Annotated in this window: 10 protein-coding genes; 8 read left to right on the plus strand and 2 right to left on the minus strand. The window is 69.0% G+C overall.

The window, feature by feature from the left end:
• Positions 1-612: 612 nt before the first annotated feature.
• A complete protein-coding gene (locus KYX17_RS08950) occupies positions 613-4116 on the minus strand; it encodes a hypothetical protein (RefSeq protein WP_243226648.1) in 3504 nt (1167 codons plus the stop codon).
• 212 nt (positions 4117-4328) lie between these two features.
• On the opposite strand from KYX17_RS08950, the gene KYX17_RS08955 reads away from it, so the two are divergent.
• From KYX17_RS08955 to KYX17_RS08985, 7 genes are all read left to right on the plus strand, one after another.
• Positions 4329-5351: a LacI family DNA-binding transcriptional regulator gene (locus KYX17_RS08955; RefSeq protein WP_243226649.1), complete on the plus strand. Its 1023-nt coding sequence runs from the start codon at positions 4329-4331 to the stop codon at positions 5349-5351.
• A 125-nt stretch (positions 5352-5476) separates the two neighbouring features.
• Positions 5477-6814: an extracellular solute-binding protein gene (locus KYX17_RS08960; protein WP_243226650.1), complete on the plus strand. Its 1338-nt coding sequence runs from the start codon at positions 5477-5479 to the stop codon at positions 6812-6814.
• A gap of 139 nt (positions 6815-6953) precedes the next feature.
• The gene (locus KYX17_RS08965) at positions 6954-7799 is read left to right on the plus strand and encodes a carbohydrate ABC transporter permease (protein WP_243226651.1); all 846 of its coding nucleotides are present in this window, start codon (positions 6954-6956) and stop codon (positions 7797-7799) included.
• Between the two features lie 119 nt (positions 7800-7918).
• Positions 7919-8680 (plus strand): carbohydrate ABC transporter permease, encoded by a 762-nt coding sequence (locus tag KYX17_RS08970; RefSeq protein WP_243226652.1) that lies wholly within the window; start codon positions 7919-7921, stop codon positions 8678-8680.
• A gap of 43 nt (positions 8681-8723) precedes the next feature.
• Positions 8724-9809, plus strand: coding sequence for a glycosidase (locus KYX17_RS08975; protein WP_308220860.1), 1086 nt, complete (start codon positions 8724-8726; stop codon positions 9807-9809).
• On the plus strand, positions 9806-10606 hold the full coding sequence (locus tag KYX17_RS08980) for an HAD-IIB family hydrolase (RefSeq protein ID WP_243226653.1): 801 nt from the start codon (positions 9806-9808) through the stop codon (positions 10604-10606). The genes KYX17_RS08975 and KYX17_RS08980 overlap by 4 nt, the downstream gene beginning before the upstream one ends.
• Complete coding sequence (locus KYX17_RS08985) at positions 10587-13889, plus strand: GH92 family glycosyl hydrolase (RefSeq protein ID WP_243226654.1); 3303 nt, start codon at positions 10587-10589, stop codon at positions 13887-13889. The genes KYX17_RS08980 and KYX17_RS08985 overlap by 20 nt, the downstream gene beginning before the upstream one ends.
• A 98-nt stretch (positions 13890-13987) precedes the next feature.
• Here KYX17_RS08985 and KYX17_RS08990 read toward each other — a convergent pair whose 3' ends face one another.
• Positions 13988-17023 carry a discoidin domain-containing protein gene (locus tag KYX17_RS08990; RefSeq protein ID WP_243226655.1) on the minus strand — a complete coding sequence of 1012 codons (3036 nt, stop codon included), beginning with the start codon at positions 17021-17023 and terminating at the stop codon, positions 13988-13990.
• 725 nt (positions 17024-17748) lie between these two features.
• On the opposite strand from KYX17_RS08990, the gene KYX17_RS08995 reads away from it, so the two are divergent.
• Positions 17749-18606 carry a LacI family DNA-binding transcriptional regulator gene (locus tag KYX17_RS08995; protein WP_243226656.1) on the plus strand — a complete coding sequence of 286 codons (858 nt, stop codon included), beginning with the start codon at positions 17749-17751 and terminating at the stop codon, positions 18604-18606.
• Positions 18607-18807 lie beyond the last annotated feature (201 nt).

The raw sequence follows: 18807 nt of genomic DNA on the forward strand, positions 1-18807 counted from the left end.
CGTAGGCCCGGTCCGAGGCGAGCCATTCCGCCGTCCGAACGAACCGGTTACCACGGATCGCGCCGTTGGTGACGTCGCCCTGGAGGTAGACGCGTTCGCCTGCCAGGGCGACTCCACGCGAAGCGATGGCTCACTGGCTCCGGATGGCCCAGGGACCAGCCACCTGCAAGCGTCGCGGCGCGACCGTCGAGCCCATCATCGGAACCCTCAAACAATCCTCAGCCGACTCTCTCGCAGAGGACTCGATGCAGTCCGAGGTGAGCTGAACCCCGCAGCAGCCGCCTACAACATTCGGAAGACCCACACCGCCAAAGCCTGAGCGCTTGCCAGGAGAATCGTCGAGTTTGCCCCCGCGGTCCCGATCACCAGATCCTCCATCACTGGTGACGCTCGAATACGGCATTCTGCGACAGGCTCTACGACGTCGAGATCCGCCGGGTGATCTGCAAGACCAACGCGAAAGCAACGATCAACATCGGGGCCTGCCGGGGGCAGCGCATTGCGGAAGCGCTCCGTTGGGGCTCGCTCCGCGCCTACGGTAGTGCTTGTTACGTCGAAGCGGCGCGGGGCGAGCCGCACGAAGAGTGCGACCCGCCCCGCGCTGGTTCGGGCTCAGACGTTCTCGTCGTGTGCGATCGCTCTCGACCGGTTCCTCGCGCGTGCGACCATCACGATCCCGACCGTGAGAACGAGGAGGCCGAGGCCGCCCGACATGGCCCACAGCACGACGTCGCCGCCGGTGGAGGCGAGCGACCCGGAGCCGCCCGCCCCGCCGCTGGAGACGCCCGAGCCGCCGCCGGTGTTCGGCGTCGTCCCGCCGTCACCACCGCCGGACACCTGCGGGGCACGCACTGTGATGTCGGCCTGCGCCACCACGACACCCGAGGTCACGACGATCGTGTGACGGCCCACGGGGACGTCCGCCGGAATCAGGACCGTCCGCTCCAACGTGCCGTCGTCGCGAGTCGTGGCCTCGTCCAGCAGCACGGGGTCGGAGTGCAGCTCGATCCGGGCGGATGTCGTCGCCGGCAGCTTTCCCGCTCGCACGGTGACCTTCTGCCCCGCCTGCACGGTGTCCGCCGACAGCGTTAGCGACCCGCAGGTCGTGGTCAGCTCGATCGGCTGCCCCTCGGGCGCATCGACCCGATCGCACACACCCGGCTGAGCTGCGGCGTCGCCGCCGAGCACGACCTGGGTGCCGTCGAGGTCGATGCTGAAGGATCGCCCGAGATGGTGCAGTCCCGATACTCCGCCGGTCGCCCCCGGCAGCCGCACGAAGGTCGGCGTGCCCTCGTCGGAACGGTACCCGTTCAGCATCCACAGATTGTCGATGACGTGGGCCATGCCGAAGGTCGTCGGGCTCTCACCCCGCGAGATCGGTGCGTCACCGGGGTTCTTGCCCTGCTGATACACCTCGCTGAACCGGTTGGTGCGGGTGATGTCGCGCAGCGTCGACTCGAGATAGACCTGAACCTTCTGCGCCTGACCGTGCTCGATCAGGCCGTACGCGACGAACTGCGCGTCCGGCGTTTTGATCGAGTCGGATGCCGTGCCGGCGAACTGCGCGACCGGGTCGTACTCCGCGTCGAACCGGGCCATGATGGCCGTCGTCTCCGCGTCGGTGAGGCCGGGAAGGTGCAGACCGGTGCCGACGTAGTTGACGGTGCCCTTGCGCTGGTCGTATGTAGCGTCGGGCTTGCTGGTCCAGTAGTACTGCACCGCCCTGCCGTCGGTCATGAAGAACCACTCCTGGTACTGCGCGAGGAGTGTCTTCTGCAGCGCGAGGAACGACGCCGCGTCGGCGTCGAGGCCGAGGACCCGAGCGCTCTCGGCGGCGTAGTCCAGGTCGATGGCGAGCGAGTTCACGAACTCGGCATCGCGCTCCTCTGAAGCCGGGACGCCGCCCCCCGGGTAGTGCGAGTCGATGTTCCAGGCGAGGTGTTCGCTCGACCAGCCCATGTGCGCCTTGATGGCGGGATAGACCTCGGCGAGCTTGTCCTTGTCACCGGTGATCGAGTACAGCATCCACGCCGTCTGAGCCTTGCGGCTGGGAAGCGACTCGCCGTTCAAGCCGCCGTCTGCCTCGACGTCGGCCATCATTCCCACGAGCGAGTCCCAGGCGAGGGCGGGCTCCGTGTAGCCGAGGTACTGGATGCCGAGCAGCGAGTCCCAGCTCGCCGAGGCGCGGTTGCGCTCCGACCCGCCGTTGTAGGTCGCGGCCTTGCCCGTGGCGACCTGCGCGTGGCTGATGCCGCTCTCGGGCTGCGGAGGCACGACGGTCTGCTTCAGGTTCACGAAGGAGCGGTAGTACATCGCACGGATGTCCTCTCCCGTCGTGCCCTCCGCCGAGACAGCGCGAAGCGTGTACTGCTCTACGGCCGGCACAGCAGCCAGGTACGCGTTCCACTCATCCGTGCGAATCTGCAGCGCAGCCGCGACCACGGAGGCGTCCGCACCCCGGGAGGCGCTGGCCGCGGCTGCGCTCGTCGCGTCCGCACCTGTTCCGTACGCGTATCCCAGGCCGATGGCGCTGTTGGCGTCGTTCGGAAGGACGGCGACCCATGCCGTGCTGGTCGACGTCGGCGACGACGTCCCCCCGGCGCCCTGAGACGCAGAACCGGGCGAGTCGTAGAAGAGCACCTCTGCGCCGGCGGGGAAGCCCACCGCGCGCGTGTAGTTGTCGGCGGCGACCGTCAACACGCGTACGCCCGTGTCCCAGCCCGCGACGCCGGAGAAGCGACCCGCGAGGGTCGGGCTGCCGGCGGTGAGGTTCGCTGGCGACACTAGGCGCGACACGGTGGTGGCATCGACGAAGACGTCGCTGGTCGAGTACGAGCCGGAGCCGCCGTACGTTCCCGTCCAGTCGAGGGACTGGGGATTCCAGGTGTTCGTGTAATCGCTGGGACTCTGCAGCCAGTCGTTCGACCCGTGCAGGGAGAGTCGTGTGAAGGTGGCAGACGTCGGGACCGGGGTCTTCGTCGAGAACAGCTTGATACCGAACGTCTGCGTGCCGGATCGCCCGGTGAGAGCAGCGAGGTTGTAGCTGAAGACGCCGGTCGCGTCGGTGTCGTCCTGGATGACGGCGAAGTCGCCGTTGCCGTCTGCGCCGGTGAGCTTCAAGGCCCACTTCGACCCCGTGCTGAGGGGCCCGACGGCGACGGTCAGCACGGGATTGTCGGTCAGGTTCACGGTGACGGCCCGGGCGACCGCGCCGAATCCCGAGCTGGATGCGCTCGTCACGGTCGCGCCGACGCCCGAGGCGGCTCGCGCGATGGTCGCGCCGTTGTTGGACTGGACGTTCGTGCTCCAGGCGCCCAGATCGGAGAAGTCCTCGACCAATCCGGGGCGGGCGTGGACAGACAGGCCCCGGAAGGTGGCCGTGCCGTTGTTCGACGCGAAGAGCTTTACGGTCACTTTGCCGCTGTGCACGTTCAGAGCCTTCAGGTCATAGGCGAAGGTTCCGGTGGCGGCGGTGTCGGTCTGGACCACGATGTCGGGCTGGCCGTCGGGGGCGATCTTCAGTGCCCATTTGCCTGTCGTGGCAGCGACTGAGACGAGGAGGACGGGATCTGCGTCGACATCCAGGACGACGTCGCGCCCGACCGCGCCCCAGTCCTTCCCGCCGCCGGGGGCGACCGTTCCGCCGCCGGCGCCGACTGTGAGTGCCCCGCCGTTGTTGGTGCTGCGCCAGTGCGTCGCGCTGTCGGCGTTGAAGCCTTCGCTGAGCGTGGGAGTGGTGTCGCCTTCGTCGTAGAGGGCGGCGAGCGAGGTCGGGGCATCGGTCGCGGTGAAGGAGTTGCGGACGACACCGTCGGCCGTGCGCTTTCGCTGATCGCCGTAGAACATGGTGTCCAGGCTGTTGTCGGCCTTCGGACGGGTGTCGTCGGTCTGGCTGTGGCTCGGGTTGAGCGCGACGCGCGAGTCGGGCTCGGAGAGCCACCGTTGCTGTGCGGCGCTCGAGTCGGCGAGGTCGGCGACGGTGACGGGGCCGGGGTTCGGAGCGGGGGCGGACGGCGATTCGGCGAAGGCAGTCGCAGCGGGGAGCATCAGCGCGCCCGCTGCGAGGATCGTCACCGCCGTTCTGGAGGTGCGCCGAAAGAGGGATCTGTGCGTCATCAGTCTTCCTTGTCTGATCGTTTCGTCACCCAGAACGAGAGGGCACGACGGAAACCGAAACGTTTCGGTTCGCGGCAACCCTATTGGCGACCGGAAGCGGTGTCAAGAAACGGTGGACGTGAGAGCCGAACAGACCCTCGGCTACGAACTCCTCTCGAGAACCGCACGCGGTGATCTAGTGTCGGAGGAATGAACCGAGGAGCGGAGGACGCATGCCCGGTCGCGTGACGATCACCGACGTCGCGGCACGCGCCGGCGTCGCGATCAGCTCAGTGTCGAGCGCGCTGAACGGCCGCCCCGGCGTGTCGGAGCAGACGCGCCAGAAGATCCTGCTCGCCGCAGATGAACTTGGCTTCGTGCCATCGGTGCGGGGGAAGAGCCTCGCCGGCAAGAAGACGTTCGCCGTCGGCCTTGTCGTGCACCGCAATCCCGACGTGCTCGAGCTCGACCCCTTCTTCGGCGCCTTCATCAACGGCATCGAGTCGTGGATCGACGAACGCGACTTCGCGCTCGTTCTCCAGACGAGCTCCGACGCCGCGGGGACGCTCGAACGCTACCGTCGCCTCGCTGCGGGGAAGCGCGTCGACGGCGTGTTCCTCAACGAGATCGAGATCGACGATCCGCGCGTCGCTCTCGTGCAGGAGCTCGGCCTCCCCGCGGTCGGCATCAACCCCGAGCCCGGATTCCCCTTGCCGAGCGTGCGCCAGGACCATCGGGCGGCGATCGAGCAGCTGGTCGACCATCTCGTGGGGCTCGGCCACACCTCGATTGGTTTCGTCAGCGGTCCCCCGCGCTTCATCCACTCTCGCCAGCGTGAAATGGCCTGGCGGCTCGCCCTCGAGGCCAGGGGACTGCGCCCCGGACCCTTGGTGCCGGCATCCTTCACCTACGAGAGCGGCATCGAGGCCGCGAGTTCCATGCTGTCGGTGCGGCTGCGTCCCACCGCAGTGATCTGCGCCAACGACCTGTCTGCGATGGGGTTCATGGCACAGGCTCAGCATCTGGGCTTCGAGATCCCGGGTGACCTGTCCGTCGCCGGCTATGACGGCATCCAACTCGCAGAGTACGTGCGCCCGTCCCTCACGACGGTGCAGACCCAGCCGCGCCGGACGGGTTATGAGGCGGCACGCATCCTGCTCGAGCTGATCGACGGCACTCCGGCGGCGGATGCGGATATCGAACCCGCGGTGCTCGTCGTGCGCTCGTCGACGGGTCCCGCGCCTCGCGTGCACTGAGCATCTGGCCACGATCTGCCACCGCAGGGTTGCGGCCAGGAGGTGAGCGTGGCATGCTGACGTAACCGAAACGTTTCGGCAAGTCGGACCCCCAAGGTCGCAATTACTGAGGAGAAGATCCACACATGGCAACGAAGAAGTTGCGCACGAGGCGCCTGATCCGTCACGGAGCAATCCTGGCAACCGCACTGGTTGCCGTCAGCGCCCTGGCAGCATGCTCATCCGACAACAGCGGGACGCCGTCGGGCGACGGTGCCGTATCCGGCGACCTGCAGATCCTGGTCTCCAGCGCCGACGCGTCGGATGCCGCGTTCAAGCTGATCAACGAGGGCTTCGAGAAGAAGTACCCCGACGTGAAGGTGACCTTCTCGTCGGTGTCCAACGACAACTACCCGGCAACGAAGTCCTCGCGCCTCACCGCGGGGAACGTGGACATCCTCGTCGCGAAGAACGTCGTCGAGGTCCCTGAGTTCGCTGCCGAATCCACCTCTGACGACGTGCTCCTCGCCCGGTCCGGCGGACTGCTGGACCTGACCGACGAGCCCTTCATGAAGCGCTTCACTCCGAGCGTCCTGGACTCGCAGGCGATCGACGGCAAGCAGTACGTCGTTCCGACGGGCCTCAGCTACTCGACGGGCGTCTACTACAACAAGGCGATCTTCGAGGCGAATGGGCTTTCCGTGCCCACGACCTGGAGCGAGCTCGAGAACGTCATGACGACCCTCAAGGGCAGCGGCGTCGCACCCTTCGGTATCGGCGGCAAGGACACCTGGCCCGCGGGCCTCGCGATGCTCGGTGTCGTCGGCTCCACGTACCCGGACGTGAGCGACAAGGAGAAGCTCGTCGAGGGCTTCTGGAAGAACACGGTCAGCCTGACCGACCCGGAGCCGGTGTCGGTGCTGGAGAAGACCGAGACGATCTTCCAGAACGCGCAGGCGAACTTCGCCGGCACGGGCTATGACGAGATCCCGGCCGGCTTCGCGAAGGGCGACTACGCGATGACGATCGACGGCACCTGGAACGAGCCCACGATCCAGGCGGCTGTCGCGGGAGCCTTCGACTACGGCTACTTCCCGCTGCCGGCCTCGGACGACGCCGCCGACAACGCCTTCCTCAACGGCAAGATCGAGCTTCAGCTCGCGATCGCCTCGGGAACCAAGAACAAGGCCGCCGCGCTCGCGTGGATGGACTACTTCTCCGACCCCGACAACTACAAGCAGTTCGTCGACCGCGCCGGCTTCTCCCCCGCCGAGCCGGACATCGCCCTGAGCGACTTCCTGAACTCGATCGCGCAGTACACCAGCACGTTCCAGCCCGCCTGGGACCAGAAGTGGGTTGCGAACAACAAGGCCGGCCAGGACGCCGTCTACCCGTTCAACTACCCGGCACTCGCGCCGCTCGGCTCCGACGACGCGGCTCAGGCCGCCGCCGCCGCCCAGACCGCGTGGAAGGCCGCCTTCTAAACCGCCCACGCGCCGCCCCGGCGCTCACCACGAGCGCCGGGGCGGCGCCACGCTCTCTTTCCTCGAGGTCATCGTGTCTCAATCTTTCCCGTTCCCACGTCGCGGGCCGGTCCGGATCACGTTCACGGTAGGGCTGATCGTGCTCACCGTGTTCGGTCTCGTCCCGGCTGTCGGCATGCTGGTCGTCTCGTTCACCGATCTGCGTGGGCTGCCCTACCTGCCGGTCAACTGGGTGGGCGTGGAGAACTACATCAGCTTCTTCTCGCCTGCCAAGTGGGCCGACAGTGCGAACGCGCTCCGCAACACCCTCGTGTTCGCGATCGTCAGCACGGTGATCCAAATCGTCCTCGCGTTGGGCATCGCGATCCTGCTCAACCGCCCGCTGCGCGGCCGCAACCTGTACCGCGCGGTCGTCTTCATGCCCACCGTCCTCGGCGTCACCGTGACCGGCCTGGTGTGGTCTCTGATGTTCAACGTCACGGGCGGCCCCGCGGCCAGCTTCCTCTCGCTGTTCGGCAAACAGTCCGCCTTCTTCGGAGACCCGAGGATCGCGCTGGCCCTCGTCATCGTCGTCCAGATCTGGATGATCGTCGGCATCTCCGTCATCATCTTCCTCTCCGGCCTGCAAGCCATCCCCGAAGAGCTCTACGAGGCCGGATCGATCGACGGGGCCTCCGGCTGGCAACGGTTCCGGTTCATCACGATCCCCATGCTCGCACCGTCGATCACCGCGAACGTCCTGCTCGGCATCGTCAATGCGCTGCAGAGCTACCAGCTCACCTACGTCCTCACCGGCCCCAGCAACAAGTCCACGCAGGTGCTCTCGCTCCTCGTCTTCGTGCAGGGCTTCGGCGGAGCGTCGGGGACCACGCTGTCCCAGTCGCAAGGCTATGCCGCCGCGATCTCGATGGTGCAGTTCGCCATCGTCGGCATCGTGAGCCTGCTGGCCCTGTGGTACTTGCGCAAGAGAGAGGCCAAGCTGTGACCACGACGACACGGCCGGGCACAGTCCCGGCCCCGACATCCCGCTCTGCAGCGCCATGTCCTCCTCGGCGGCGGCGGCGGCGCTATCCGATCGGCGCATACATCTGCGTAGCGCTGCTGATGATCGTGTTCGTGTTCCCGATCCTCTACCTCCTGAACACTGCGCTGAAGAGCCAGGCCGAATTCGTCTCGGACCCCGTGGGCATCGTCACGGACCCGCAGTGGGGCAACTTCCTTCAGGCGTGGACCCAGGGCAACTTCGGCTCGTACATCTTCAACAGCATCCTGTACACCGTCGCCGGGTCGCTGATCGGCACGGTCATCTCCGTCGTGCTGGCCTTCCCCGTCTCGCGCGGCTACATCAAGGGCGGCAAGTTCTGGTCGGTGCTGTTCGTGCTCGTGCTGTTCCTGCCGAACGCGCTGATCACCCAGTTCCAGCTGCTGCTGCGTCTCGGGCTGTACGACAACCAGCTCGGCTACATCCTCATGGTGGGGGTGGGCGTGGGGGTCGGTCCCCTGCTGTACAGCGGGTTCGTGAAGTCGATCCCGCGTGAGCTCGACGAGGCGGCGGCCATCGACGGCGTGGGGTACTGGCGGTATCTCATCTCCTTCGTCGTCCCGCTGTCCAAGCCCGCTCTTTCGACGATCCTGATCCTCCAGGCCGTGTGGATCTGGAACGAGATCATCCTCGCCACGGTTCTGCTCGCCGATCCGGCGAAGTTCCCCGTAACCGTCGGGCTCTACGCCTTCAAGGGCACCTATTCCAACCAGTGGCCGCTCCTGGCGGCGGCGACCTTCATCGTGGCCGCACCGCTCATCATCGGCTACATCTTCATCCAGCGTTACCTCGTCAGCGGCGTGCTCGGCGCCGTCAAGGGTTGACCGTCACCATCTCCACCTCACCCACAACGAAAGAAACCCCAGAGTGACCGACATCTTCGATGGCACCACGACCTTCCCCTTCTCGCTGGAGCGTCTCGGCGTGCTGATGCGCCCCGATCCCGCCGACCCGCGGGAGGCCGAGGGTGTGCTGAACCCCGCGACGGCCTGGAGCCCAGACGGACGGCTCCACCTCTACCCCCGCCTTGTCTCCGCCGGAAACGTGTCGCGGGTCGGCATCGCCGACGTCGAGATCGAGGGCGGCGTCCCGGTCGGCGTCACCCGGCGTGGTGTCGTGCTCGAGGCCGACCGCGCGTGGGAGCGCGGCACGGGACACGGCGGCGTGGAGGACCCGCGCATCACCTGGATTCCCTCGCTCGGGCTGCACGTCATGACCTATGTCGCCTTCGGCCCCCTCGGCCCGAAGCCTGCTCTGGCGATCTCGAAGGATGGACAGGAGTGGGAGCGTCTGGGGCCGCTGCAGTTCGGCTACGAGGACGCGCTCGACACCGACCTCAACCTGTTCCCGAACAAGGACGTCGTCTACTTCCCCGAGGTCGTCCCCGGGCCCGACGGGGTGCCCAGCTACGCGCTGCTGCACCGCCCGATGTGGGACTTCAGCTTCGTCCGTCCCGATGAGCAGCCTCCGCTGCCCGCCGGGACCACGGACGCTCGGGCGAGCGTGTGGATCTCCTACATCCCGGCATCCGACGTCGAGCGCGACATCACCGCACTGGCCCGCCCCTCGGGGCACCGCTTCGTCGCGGGCCCCGAGTTCGCGTGGGAAGAGCTCAAGATCGGTGCGGGCCCCGCCCCCCTCCGCGTGGACGAGGGCTGGCTCGTGATTCACCACGGCGTCACCGGCAACGTCGTCGGCGGAGCATTCGTGCCGCAGAACGACGTCGAGTACGTCGCGGGCGCGCTGCTGCTCGACGCCGACGACCCCTCGCGTGTGATCGCGCGCACGAGCGTCCCGCTGCTGGTTCCTGAGACGGAGGAGGAGATGGAGGGCACCGTCGCGAACGTCGTCTTCCCGACGGCGATCGAGAAGATCGACGACACGTATTACGTCTTCTACGGCATGGCCGACTCGGCCATCGGCGTCGCCAGGCTCGCGCGCGCCGGAGCATGAGCGCTCTCGCCCCGATCGTCGCCTTCGACCTCGACGACACCCTCGCGCCGTCGAAGTCGGCGCTCGATCCCGAGATGGCGGCGATCCTCGCCGAGCTCGTCGCTGTCACCGACGTCGCCGTCATCTCGGGAGGGCAGTTCTCCCAGTTCGAGTCCCAGCTGCTTGCGCCGCTCGCACAAGCCGGTGCCGTCCGCCCGACCCGCTTGCACGTGCTGCCGGCGTGTGGGACGCAGTATTACCGGTTCACGGACGACGGATGGGAACGTGTCTACGTCGAGGCGCTCTCGCCCGACGAGCGCAGTCGCGCGTTCGCCGCACTGGAGCAGGCGGCACGCACCCTCGGTCTCTGGAGCGACGAGCGCGCCTGGGGGCCGATCATCGAGGACCGCGAATCGCAAGTGACGTTCTCCGCCCTCGGACAGCAGGCACCGATCGCCGAGAAGGAGGCGTGGGATCCGGACGGCACCCGCAAGCACGCCCTCCGGGAAGCCGTCGCGGCCCTCCTGCCCGGGCTCGAAGTGCGCACCGGAGGAACGACCTCACTCGACGTGACCCGCCGAGGGCGAGACAAGGCATACGGCATCGGACGGCTCTGCGCTCAGACAGGGCTCGATCGCGACGACATCCTGTTCTTCGGCGATCAGCTGCAGCCCGGAGGGAACGACAACCCCGTACTCCAGCTGGGTGTGGCCTGCATCGCGGTGACGCAGTGGCGCGACACGGCGGATCATCTGCGGGCACGCCTCGACCAGTCGGCCGACGTACGCTCGGGGAACCATGTCGTCACGACCCCGTAAAGACCCCGGGAACGGCCCGTCCGCCGCCCACGCGGCCACTTCCCGCCCGGGAGCGGGCTTCACCTCCCTTGCCGCGACCCGCTACTCGTTCGGCGGAGGCGTGCTCGACGTCCGCGGCAGCGTCGGCGCCGACCTCCTCGGCCAGCGGATCGATCGGGGCAGCGAACTGCGATACGCCGTGCTGCCGGAGTGGCACGACACGACCGATCCCCTCGACGGTTTCGCCGCAGATGCCGTCGCCGTCGACCTCGTCTTCGTGAGCGGCGCGCGACTGAGCGACCACGCCCCGGTCGACCAGTACGGGGTGCCCGTGGAGGCTCGCGCGCAGCACGAGGGGCGCACCCTGCATCCCGACCAGTGGAACCTCGTGCGCGTCGACCTCGACGCCGTGGCCGGAGAGATCGTCGCACGCGTGGAGTTCCGCGTCGCCGATACGCGCACCGGGGACCGATCCCCGGCACTCCACGGCTGGATCGACGTGCTCGGCATCCATCCGATCCCAACCGAGGCGGAGCGTCCCTCCGAACGCGCGCGGATCCGGCAGGGCTCGATGTCGAGCCCTGGACTGTCGCGGGGCAACACCGCACCGACCGTCGCCGTCCCCGGCGGCTTCGTCGGCGGCATCCCCGTCACCCGCGCCGATTCGGCCCGCTGGCCGTACTCCTGGCATGCCGACAATCGGGAGGACAACCGGCCGGCGTTGCAGGCGTTCGCGACCTCGCACCTTCCGAGCCCGTGGATGGGTGACCGCGGAGTCTTCCAGGTCATGCCCGGCCTCGCGGACGGAGCCGGCGCCGCCGTGCCGGCCAGCCGGGAGGCAAGAGCGCTCGCCTTCTCGCACGACGACGAGATCGGGCGTCCCCACGACTACCGGGTGCGTCTTGAGGGCGGCATTTTCGGCGAGATGACCGCGACGGATCACACTGTGCTCCTCCGCTTCACCTACCCACCGGGAGCACGCGAGGCCGTCCTCATCTTCGATCAGGTCGACGGCCACGGTGAACTGCGCCTGCCCGAGCCCGACCCGTCGTCCTCGGATGCCGCGCTGAGCGCCTTCACCGACGACGGCGCCGCAGCTCAAGCCGACCGAGATGGCGCGCCGCGCGCGTACCTTCACGCCCACCTCGACCGTCCGGTCGTGGCGGCAGGCCACCTGCGCGGGAGCCTCCTGCGCAGGGCCGCACCATCCCCGAGGGGCTGGGTGCGCGTCGCACTCGACACGAGCCGCACGGTGACGGTGCGCCTTGCGACGAGCTTCATCGGCACGGCTCAAGCGGCGCGGAACCTCGTGCTCGACGGCGCGGATGCCGACTTCGACACCGTTCGCGAACGCGCCGCCGGACTCTGGGACAGCTGGATCGGCCGCGTCGAGCTTCCCCACGCGAACGCCGAGCAACGCGCGATGATGGCGACGGCGCTGTACCGGGTGGGACTCTTCCCTTCCCGCATGCACGAGAACCTCGGGACGGCGGAACAGCCCCAGCCCCACTACGCCAGTCCCTTCCATCCCGTGGCCGGCTCGGACGCCGATCGCAGCGGCGCGCACATCGTGGCGGGTGAGCTCAGCGTCAACCACGGGTTCTGGGACGTCTACCGCACCGCGTGGCCGCTCTATGCCCTCCTCGACCCCGCCCTCGCCGCACGTCTGCTCGACGGTTTCGTCGAGCACTATCGCGCCGGCGGGTGGACGAGCCGTTGGGCAGCACCCGGTCCGATCGACTCGATGACGGGAACCTCGAACGACATCGTGCTCGCGCACGCCGTCGCCGCCGGCGTCCCCGTGCGTGTCGAGGAGCGGTCCGGCCCCGACGACCACCGCCTCGATCTGTGGTCGGCGTTCGATTCCGCCCTGCGCAACGCCACCGTCGTCCCGCCCCGCAGCCTGGTGGGCCGCAAGGGGCTGGCGACGTCGCCGTACCGCGGATGGGTGGACACGTCGGTCCCCGAGGGGCTGTCATGGACCCTCGACGGCGCGATCAACGACCTGGCCGTCGCTCGTCTGGCCGAGGCGCTGCAGACTCGCGTCGGACAGGACGATCCCCGCAGCGATGAGCTCGACGCGGCCGTCGCCTACTTCACCGCCCGCGCGACCGCCTACGCGAACGTGTTCGACGCACGCTCGGGCTTCTTCGTCGGCCGCGACCTGCAGGGCCGGTTCCGCCTCGACCCCGATCGATACGACCCGCGCATCTGGGGATACGACTACACGGAGACCAACGGCTGGGGGACGGCGTTCACCGTGCCGCACGACGGCGCCGGTCTCGCCGCCGTGCACGGCGGGCGCGCGGCACTCGATCGCAAGCTGGAGCAGTTCTTCGCCACGCCCGAGTCGGGCGTCGCCGCGGTCAGCGGGTCCTATCCCGGCGTCATTCACGAAATGGTCGAGGCTCGCAACCTCCGGGCCGGCCAATGGGCGCCCTCCAATCAGCCTGCCCACCACATCCCGTTCATGGCGCTGTTCGCGGGGCGGCCCGATATCGCACAGGATGCCGTGCGCACCGCCGTCGAGCGGATGTTCACCGGCGGTGAGATCGGCCAGGGGTGGCCCGGAGATGAGGACAACGGCGAGATGGCGGCGTGGTGGGTCTTCGCCGCCCTCGGCCTGTATCCGCTCGTCCCCGGGACGGCGGGCTACGTCCTCGTCGCCCCGTCGGTGACCGAGGCGCGCATACGTCTGGGAGTGGGTGCGCTCCTCACGATCTCGGCACCCGCCGCCGATCGCGCACACCGCTTCATTCGATCGGTACGACTGAACGGTGAGCCATGGCACCGGACGTTCGTGCCGCATGAGCTGCTGGCCTCTGGTGCGGCGATCGAGTTCGACCTCTCCGACGAGCCCCAGCGATGGGGAACCGGCGTCGAGGACGAACCGCCGTCGCTCACCGCGCCCGGCCAGACGCCGAAGGTGCTGCACGACCTGACGTCGGGCGCCGCAGTGCGCGCGTCGTCGCGGGCTGTCGGCGAGGCGAGCGGTGTGATCGACGACGACGCGTCCGCCCCGGGAGTGCTCATCGACGCCGGAGAGTGGGTCGAGATCTCCTTGGCCGCCGAGGCGACGCCGGAGTTCCTGACGCTGACGCTCGCGTCGCCCGGGCAGCACCGGTTCCGCGTGGAGTGCCTCGTCGACGGCGGATGGGAGGCGGCGCTCAGCGCCGACGCGACCTTCCGCTGGGCCTGGCAGCTGCGGCCCTTCGGGCTGTCGGGGCAGCGCTCCCGCACCTGGCGCGTGCTCGCCCAGTCGCCCCTGGAGATCCGACAGCTCGAACTGCTTGTCGCCCGCTGAGCGCTGAGGGCGTGAGACGCCCACGCCTCGACGACGGGTCTCCGGCGCGTCGATGGCCGGGGTCCGCGATGAGATCGGGACCCCGGCCATCGGCGAGATCAGCGCGGCTCGTTCTCCGCGCTCGGCCGCAGCCGGCGGGCGGCGATGAGCACTGCGCCTGCGAGGAGGGCCAGCACGCCCGCGACGATGCCGCCGGCCACACCGTCGCCGCCCGTCGAGGCGAGCGATCCCGGACCGCCGTTCGCCGCCGCGGACGACTCCGCACCGCCGTTGCCCGTGCCGTCGGTGCCACCCGAGCCGCCCGGCTCGGGATCCGCAGCGGTCACCCGCAGCGCCACCCGCGCCTCCTGCCCCGTGGCCACACCGACGGCGACGAGCTCGTGGGAGCCGGTCGCAGCATCCTTCGGCACCACGACCTGCGTCTCGAACCGTCCGGAGGCGTCGACGTCTGCGGCGCCGATCTCGACCGGCGTCGAGTGCAACTCGATCCTGACGCGGTCCTCACCGTCGAAGCCTGTCCCGCTGACGGTGACGGTTCCGCCGGCGCGCACCTCGGTCGCGTCGACGTGCAGCGCCGGCTCCGTCGTCCGCGTCGTCGGCACGGATGCCGGGGCGTACGCCTCCAGGGAGTACAACGAATACGACCACTGAGTGAGCCGCTGAGTTCCCGTCAGTCGCAGGTAACGTCCCTCCGTGCCCTCCGTGAGTGCGATCTCGTCGACACCGCCGTCGGCGGTGGTCGTCTGATACGCCGTGCGCCAGGTCGCACCATCGTCGGACACCTCGATGCGATACGCCTTCGCGGCCGCCGCCTCCCACTCGATGCGCGCGCTTCCGAGAGCGGTCACTCGTCCGAGGTCGAGCTGCACCCACTGCGGGTCGCTCGTGGCGGACTCCCAGCGGGTGAAGTCCGAGCCGTCGGTGACGTGCGCCGCCACGTTGAGCGCGTTGGCCGTCGAGCTGACAGTGGCCGCGGCGCCCAGCGCGAGATCGCGCTGGCGGACCTCGACGCTCTGGAGCCGCTGGGTGCCGGCCCCGCCCCCGGTGATGCTCACGCGCACCCAGCGGGCGTCACGAGCCGCGTCGGCGAAGGCGCCGTCCGCGGGAGCGGACGCGGTGCCGAGCGCACTCCAGGACTGCCGGTCGGCCGAGCTCTCCACGAGCACGGTGCCGGTGGGATGGGCCGCCCACGTCAGGGTCGCCTCACTTACTCGGCGCACCGAGCCGAGATCGACGGTCAGGCTCTGGGCGTCGGCGCGCGAGCTCGCCCATGTCGTCTCGGCGTCGCCGTCGGTCGCGGCGCCCGCATCCCCCGTGCTCGCCGAGGCCGACGCGCCCAGGGCGAGGTCGCGCTGGGGGTCGGTGTCCCAACGCACGCCGACGCCGTCCGCGACGACCTCGTGACCGATGGAGTCGCGGTCGGCTCCCGCCGGCAGCTGGACGAGCACGACGGACGAGCCCGCCGGGATCGACACCTGCGCCGTCCCGCTCGCGCCGCTCGCGAGGAGACGGTCGCGAGCCGAGTCGTACAGGTCGCGCGTACCGTCCACGGCGACATCGACGAGGGCGTCCTCGGTGCCCGGGTTGTAATAGAGCGACGTCGGGTAGCTGTCGGCGTACATGTCGAGCGCGTTCAGGTCGGTGCGCAGCACCTTCTCGACGTTCGTCTGGCGCACGGTGCCGCCCATCCAGCCGACCCACGACGCCCCGTAGATCCCGAGGTTCGTGGTCTCGGGGTTCAGTCCCCATCCGCCGGAGCGGTCGAACACGTCCGAGGAGGCCACGAGGGTGTCGTGTCCGGGGCCGCGATGACGCAGTCCCTCGTACGCGATGACGTGCGCGGGGTCGCCGATGAACCGGTCACCGTCCTCCAGCTGGCTCGCCGGCATCTGGTCGGCGTAGAAGAAGCGCCCCGCGTTGTACAGGTTCAGCATCCACAGCCCGACCGTGTCGGCGAAGCGGGTGTCGTACTTCGCCGTCGCCGCCAGCCACGGAGTCGCGAACGAGTTCATGGCGAAGGCGTACCCCTGCAGGTCAGTCCGGCTGCCGGAGAGTCCCTGCACGTCGTGGCCGTCCCACTGCGCGCCCATGATCCCCCAGTTGGGACGCACATTGCGCTCCATTCCCAACCGGATCTGCGAGAACATCTGCACCACGTCGTACTCGGTGCCCGCTTCGGCGTTCAGTCTCGCGGCGACGTAGGGAGCGAGCATCGCGAGCAGCTCGTAGTAGAGGCTGTTCTTGCTGCGCTCGAGGTAGTCCATCGCCCAGACGGCGCCATCGAGGTACTTCTGATCGTCGAACCTCTCGTGTGCCCAGAGCAGGATGGCCGCGGTTCCCGCGGCGACGTCGCCGCCCTCATTGCGGATGCCCGCCTTCGGCACCATCTGCGCGAAATCGTAGTCCTGCATCGTGAGGTCGGCCGCGGGCCCGCCGAGCTGCACCAGCATCGCGTAATACTTGTCGGCGATCGAACGCTGGATACTCTCCATGTCGGTGGCGTCCGGGTACTGCGCGCCGAGCATCGCGTAGAGGACGTTCGCCGTCGTCGTGTACCACATCGACTGGCTGCCCGGTGCGCTGTCGCTGCCGTCGGGGGTGTTGAGCGCGACCCCGAGGTCGGGGTGGAAGAAGGTGCGGAGCATGTCGACGTAGTCGTGTCCGTCCTGGTCGGACTTATCGATGCCGACGAGGGTCGCCCCGACCACGGAGGAGATCTGCGCCACCGACTCCTGCTGGCCTTCGGCGCGGCTGACCCGCGTGTCGCCGTAGTAGGCGGGGATGCGGAAGCTCTTCGATCCCGCCGGCATGTTCAACGGTGCGGGGTCTTCGGTGATCGTCGTGAAGGGCCCGCGATCGGTCCAGTCATAGAGGAACGCGTCGTAGTCGCGGGAGCGCTGAGCCCAATCGAAGTCCTTCCACGGGCCCGGATCGCGCGGGAAGTCATCGATGACGGCAACGGAGGCACGGGCCGGCGGGAGGACCTCGTCGGCGCCGCCCGCCGTGTCCGCAGATGCCGGCGAGACGGTGGCCGCCGTCAGCCCGAACGCCGCGAGGGCGGCGGCGATCGCCAGGCTCCGTGGTCGCTGCGGGCGCTGACCGCGCGCCCCTGCAAGGAGATGCTGTCGTCTCATGATCGTCTGTCCTGTTCTCTTCATGGGCATCGTCACGGCTGGGGATCTCCGCGATGGAGGGTGTTGACCCGGTCGATCCCACGTGAGGATGCTGGACGCGTCGATGCGCGCAACGGAACGAACCCCTCGCCGAGTCGAACGGCCCGCAGAGTGTGGTGCGCCACGACACGAAACGTTTCGTAGGAAGCACGCGGAGACGGCGCCGGCGCAGCTGCGCTCCACGGTGAGGGCCACGCGTTCATCAATCCCCTTCGATCGACCGGTATTTACCGAAACGCTTCGGTACTGTGAAGATAGCGTCGGCACAGTCCACGGTCAACACGAATGCGGACCGACTCCACCCTGATCACCCGACCCCCCGGGTCGCCGCGCGGGGGCGGACGGTCCGTCTGGCGAGAGCCGGCAGGGCGGATGATCGTCCGAGGCCGGCGGCTTCCCTTGCTCCGGCTCGATGCGGCGTATTGAATGGCGACGACAGCCGCTCGCCGCGACCCCCGTCGCCGTGCGCCCGCCTTCTTGAGCTTCAGACAGGAAGTGATCCCCGTGGGAATCACCGTCTTCGAAAGAAGCGCGCCCCCGGCATCCGTCGTCGACCACAGCCTCGACCGGACCCGCGACGGGGTCCTTTGGATCGAGGATCTGCCCGCGGCGCTCCGCCCCGACCGCCCGGCGCTCCGCGGGACGGTCCGCGCCGACCTCGTCGTCGTCGGAGCGAGGTCGGCTACGTGCCCAACACGGCGGCGCGCAACCTCGTGCGACAGCGCACGCAGGCGGTCGGATTCATCGTGCACGAGCCCCACTCGCTGTTCCTGGAAGACCCCAACATCGGCGGCATCATGTTGGGCGCCAACACGACGCTCTCGCAGGCGGACTACCAGATGGTGTGCGTCGTCGTGGACACCGCGCGTGACACCGACCGGGTCGCCCGGTACCTCTCGGGCGGTTTCGTCGACGGTGCCGTGATCGTCTCGGCGCGGCATCAGGACCCCATCTCCGACGTGGTCGAGCGGCTGCGGCTCCCCGTCGCCTTCGTCGGACACCCTCCCGGGATCAGTGGCGCCTGGGTCGGCATCGACAACCGCGGCGCGGCCGAGGCCGTCGTCAGCCGACTCCGCGAGACGGGCCGTCGTCGGATCGGCATGATCGCCGCCGCCCTCGACCGGGACTCGGGCAGCGACCGTCTCGCCGGGTTCCGTGCGGCGTTGGGCGATGCGTTCGACCCCGCGCTGGTGGAACCGGTCGACCTGTACGCCTTCGCCGACGGTGCGGCCGGCATGACGCGGCTGCTCGAGCGTGCCCCCGACCTCGACGGCGTGTTCGCCGCATCCGATGCCGTCGCGGCCGGCGCGATGCAGGCGTTGCGCGCGGCGGGGCGGAGAGTCCCCGAGGACGTCGGGGTCGTCGGCTTCGACGACAGCGCCTGGGCGACGCGCACCTCGCCGCAGCTGTCCACCGTGCACCAGCCCGCCGAGGGGCTCGGCGCCGCGGCGGCCGCCGCCGTGCTCGCGCAGCTCGACGGCGACCAGAGCGTGCGCACCGGCATCCTGCTCGACGCGCCCGTGGTCTGGCGCGACTCCGCCTGACGCGCGGGACTGCGGGCTGGCCGCGCCCGAACTCCTGCGGAACCGGCCGTCGGGGGGGGGTGGCTGCGGGGGCTGCACGCCGGGTGTGCCGGAGTTGGGGCGCACAGTTCAGCCGGAAGGTGCCGGTGCGGGGTGCCCTGCGCCCGCCGTGTGGGATCTGGCTGAGTTGTGCCGCAGCCGCAGCACTCGTGCTGGCTTGGG

The organism is Microbacterium sp. CIAB417 (assembly GCF_022788845.1).